Origin of the sequence: Tahibacter aquaticus, assembly GCF_004363655.1 — a bacterium.
In the GTDB taxonomy this organism is placed as follows: Bacteria; Pseudomonadota; Gammaproteobacteria; order Xanthomonadales; family Rhodanobacteraceae; genus Tahibacter; species Tahibacter aquaticus.
The window spans coordinates 1-5153 of sequence record NZ_SNZH01000046.1; the positions used below are offsets into that span (position 1 = coordinate 1).

Sequence of the window (5153 nt, forward strand, 5' to 3'; positions counted from 1 at the left end):
AACGACAGCGGCAGCGGCGCATCGCGGCCGGCCTGGGGGATTGCCTCGCAGGCCGCGGTTGCCTGCGCATCGAGATGCGCCGCAAGGCGCTGCAGCGTCGGATGCTCGAACAGCGCACGCACAGCCAGCGGCTTGCCCAGGCTTCGGGCGATTTCGCCGGTGACACGTGTCGCCAGCAGCGAATGGCCGCCGAGGGCAAAGAAGTCGGCATCGCGGCCGATCGCATCGAGCTGCAGTACGCGGCTCCAGATCGCCGCCAGCGCGGTTTCGATTTCGCCCTGTGGCGCGACGAAGACGGCCGCCTGCTGTTCCGGCAGCGGCAGGGCTGCGCGATCGATCTTGCCATTGGCCGTCAGCGGCAGGCGGGCCAGGCTCACGAATGCCGACGGCAACATATAGGCCGGCAATTGCGTGGCCAGCTGCGTGCGCAGTTCCTCGTGCAGCGCGGCGTCGTCTGCCGCTGCCGTCACGATGTAGGCAACCAGGCGCTTGGCATTGCCCTCGCCTGCGGCCAGTACCAGTGCCTCGCTCACCAGGGCATGCCGCGCCAGTACCGCCTGGATTTCGCCCAGCTCGATGCGGAAGCCGCGGATCTTCACCTGGAAGTCGTTGCGGCCCCGGTATTCGATCGTGCCGTCGGCCAGCCAGCGGCCCAGGTCGCCGGTTTTATACAAACGCGCATCGGCAACCTGGCTGAACGGATCAGCGACGAAACGCTCGGCTGTCAGCTGCGGCTGGTTCAGATAACCGCGTGCCACGCCGTCGCCGCCGATATGCAGCTCGCCTGCCACGCCCAGCGGTACCGGCTGGCCTTGCGCGTCGAGGATATGCACCTGCGTATTGCCGATCGGCCGGCCGATGGGAATCGAGCGGCGAGGGTCGCCGACCGCAGTGATTTCGTGCGTCGTGGCAAACGTTGTCGTTTCGGTCGGGCCGTAGCCGTTGAGCAGGCGCCGCGGCCGCTGCGCGCTGCCCAGCAGGCGCGCCACGCTGCGCGGGTCCAGCGCATCGCCGCCGATCAGCAGGTGCTGCAGCTGCGCGAATGCCTCGCCCAGCGCGTCGACGTATTCGTTGAACAGGCCGACCGTCAGCCACAGTGCGGTCACGCCGCCCTCGACCAGGGCGCGATTCAGGCGCGCCGGTTCCAGCACCACGTCCGCCGGCACCACCAGCACGCGCGCGCCGTTGAGCAGGGCCGCCCAGATTTCCCAGGTCGACGCATCGAACGCCGGATTCGCGCAATGCGCGATGCAATCATCCGCACCAATCGGTGCGTAGCCGCCGTTGATCGCCAGTCGCAGCACGTTGCGGTGCTCGACCATCACGCCCTTGGGCGTACCGGTTGAGCCCGAGGTGTACATGACATAGGCCAGATCGCGCGCCTGCAGTGCGGCAAGCGGCGGATTGTGCTCGTGCTGGCCGGCGCCGGCCTCGGCCAGCGTCAGCAGCGGCACGACAGCATCGTGCTGCAGGCGCTCGCGCAGCGGCGCCTGCAGCAGCACGGCCGCGGGCGCACAGTCGCGCAGCAGATAGGCCAGGCGCTCGGCCGGATACGACGGCTCCAGCGGCACATAGGCCGCGCCGGCCTTGAGGATGCCGAGCATGCCGACCAGCAGTTCCACACTGCGCTCAGCGCAGATCGCGACGCGGTCATCCGGCTGCACGCCCAGCGCGAGCAGCGCGTGCGCGATGCGATTGGCGCGCCGGTTCAGCTCCGCATAACTCAGCGACTCGCGCTGGCCGACCAGCGCAATCGCTTGCGGCGCACGCTGTACCTGGGCCTCGAACTGCGCAGCGATGTTGCTGTCGCGGGGATAGTCGGCCTGGCTGGCATTGAACGCGCAGTGCAGCTGTTCGCGTTCCTGTGCCGACAGTAGCGGCAGGCTGGCTATGCACTGGCTACTGTCGGCCACCATGGCTTCGAGCAGGCACTGCCAATAGCCCAGCCAGCGCGCAATCGTCGCGGCATCGAACAGGTCGCTCGCGTATTCGATGGCTCCCTGCAGCTGGCCGTCGGCCTCGCTCAGGGACAGGGAAAGGTCGAAGTGGGTAGAGCCCTGTTCCGCTTCCAGACGCGACAGGCTCAGGCCGGGCAGCGTCAGCAGACTGTCGCCGTCCGCCTCGTTGACTGCGGTGTTGTTCAGCGACAGCAAGGTCTGGAACAGCGGGCTATGCGCCAGGCTGCGTGCCGGCTGCAGCACCTCGACGACCTGTTCGAACGGCAGTTCCTGGTGGGCGTAGGCGTCCAGCGTGGTCTGGCGGACCTGCTGCAACAGCTCGGCCACGCTGAGTTGCGGCTGCAGGCGCACGCGCAAGGCCAGGGTGTTGACGAAGAAACCGATCAGCGGCTCGACCTGGGCGTGCAAGCGATTGGCCACCGGGCTGCCGACGACAACGTCGTCCTGTCCGCTCAGGCGCGACATCAGCAGCGACCAGCCGGCCAGCGCCGTCATGAACAGGCTGGTGCCGCTGCGCTGCGACAGCGCGTGCAGGCCGCGGCTCAGTTCCGCCGGCAGGGCGAAGCGCAGGCTGCGGCCGGCATGGCTTTGCAGCAGCGGGCGGGGGTGGTCGGTCGGCAATTCCAGCAAGGCCGGCGCGCCGCGCAGATGCGCGCTCCAGAACGCGATCTGCTGCTGCAGCAGCGGGCCTTGCAGGCGCTGCCGCTGCCAGTTGGCGTAATCGGCGTACTGGATGGACAGGCCTGGCAGCGGATCGGGCAGGCCAGCGCAGAAGGCGGCGTACAGCGTGCTCACTTCCTGCACCAGCACGCCGATGGACCAGCCGTCGGAGACGATATGGTGCTGGGTCAGCAGCAGCACGTGTTCGCGTCCGGCCAGTTGCAGCAGGCGGCCGCGGATCAGCGGGCCGCTGGCCAGGTCGAATGCGGCCTGCGCCTCGGCAGCGGCCAGGGCATCGATCTCCGCAGCCTGCCCGGCCGGCGGCAATGCGCGCAGGTCGTGATCGCCCAGGACAAATGCAGCGGCCGCGACAATCTGCTGGCGCGGTTCGCCGTCGATGCTGACAAAGCGCGTGCGCAGGATTTCGTGCCGCGCCACGATGCGGTCCAGCGTGGCCTGCAGCGCTGCGCGGTCCAGTTCGCCGCTGAGGCGCAGGGCCAGCGGAATGTGATACGCGACACTGGCTGCGGCATCGAGCTGGTCGAGGAACCACAGGCGCTGCTGCGCAAACGACAGCGGCAGCGGCGCATCGCGGCCGGCGCGGGGAATTTCCGCATAGGCCGAGGTTGCCTGGGCGTCGAGGTAGGCCGCCAGTTGCGCCAGGCACGGATACTCGAACAGAGCGCGCACCGGCAAAGGCTTGCCCAGCGCGCGCGCGGTTTCGCTGGCGACCCGCGTGGCCAGCAGCGAATGGCCACCCAGGGCGAAGAAGTCGGCATCGCGGCCGATCGCATCGAGCTGCAGTACGCGGCTCCAGATCGCCGCCAGCGCGGTTTCGGTTTCGCCCTGTGGCGCGACGAAGACGGCCGCCTGCTGTTCCGGCAGCGGCAGGGCTGCGCGATCGATCTTGCCATTGGCCGTCAGCGGCAGACGGGCCAGGCTCACGAATGCCGACGGCAGCATATAGGCCGGCAGTTGCGTGGCCAGCTGCGTGCGCAGTTCCTCGTGCAGCGCGGCGTCATCTGCCGCTGCCGTCACGATGTAGGCAACCAGGCGCTTGGCATTGCCCTCGCCTGCGGCCAGTACCAGTGCCTCGCTCACCAGGGCATGCCGCGCCAGCACCGCCTGGATTTCTCCCAGCTCGATGCGGAAGCCGCGGATCTTCACCTGGAAGTCGTTGCGGCCCCGGTATTCGATCGTGCCGTCGGCCAGCCAGCGGCCCAGGTCGCCGGTTTTATACAAACGCGCATCGGCAACCTGGCTGAACGGATCAGCGACGAAACGCTCGGCTGTCAGCTGCGGCTGGTTCAGATAACCGCGTGCCACGCCGTCGCCGCCGATATGCAGCTCGCCTGCCACGCCCAGCGGTACCGGCTGGCCTTGCGCGTCGAGGATATGCACCTGCGTATTGCCGATCGGCCGGCCGATGGGAATCGAGCGGCGAGGGTCGCCGACCGCAGTGATTTCGTGCGTCGTGGCAAACGTTGTCGTTTCGGTCGGGCCGTAGCCGTTGAGCAGGCGCCGCGGCCGCTGCGCGCTGCCCAGCAGGCGCGCCACGCTGCGCGGGTCCAGCGCATCGCCGCCAATCAGCAGGTGCTGCAGCTGCGCGAATGCCTCGCCCAGCGCGTCGACGTATTCGTTGAACAGGCCGACCGTCAGCCACAGTGCGGTCACGCCGCCCTCGACCAGGGCGCGATTCAGGCGCGCCGGTTCCAGCACCACCTCCGCCGGCACCACCAGTACGCGCGCGCCGTTGAGCAGGGCCGCCCAGATTTCCCAGGTCGACGCATCGAACGCCGGGTTCGCGCAATGCGCGATGCAATCATCCGCACCAATCGGTGCGTAGCCGCCGTTGATCGCCAGCCGCAGCACGTTGCGGTGCTCGACCATCACGCCCTTGGGCGTACCGGTCGAGCCCGAGGTGTACATGACATAGGCCAGATCGCGCGGAGCCGGCTGTAGCGCCGGGTCTGCAGCGGAATAGCCCTGCACTGCCGCTGCATCCAGCGGCAGCACGTGACGCTGTGCCAGTACCGGCAAGGCCTGCAGCGCAGCCGTCGAGGCCAGCACGATGCGGGCGTCCGCATCATCGAGCAGCGCGGCGATGCGTTCCGCCGGATAGGCCGGGTCCAGCGGCAGATAGGCCGCACCGGCTTTCAGAATGCCGAGAATACCGACGATCAGGCCGGCCGAGCGTTCGCCGCACAGCGCAACGCGGCTGTCCGCCTGCACGCCCTGGGCGAGCAGGTAATGCGCAACACGGTTTGCGGCGGCATTCAGTGCTGCGTAGCTCAGCGTGCCATCCGCGCTGCACAGCGCAATCGCCTGCGGATCGCGCTGCACCTGGGCCTGGAACAGCGACACGATGCTCTGCTCGCGCGGATAGTCCGCTGCCGTGGCATTGAAGGCGTGTACCAGCTGCGTGCGCTCCGCTGACGAAATCAGCGGCAATTGCGCGACCGCCGTCTGCGGTGCCGCGACGATGCCCTGCAGCAGGCGCACGAACGCTGCGCCCAGCCGTTCGATGCTGGCCGG

General features: G+C 68.6%; 1 protein-coding gene. It reads right to left on the reverse strand.

Annotation, left to right across the window (positions count from 1 at the left end):
- The coding region (locus DFR29_RS28665) for a non-ribosomal peptide synthetase (protein ID WP_133822061.1) at positions 1-5153 on the reverse strand (5153 nt) is incomplete at both ends.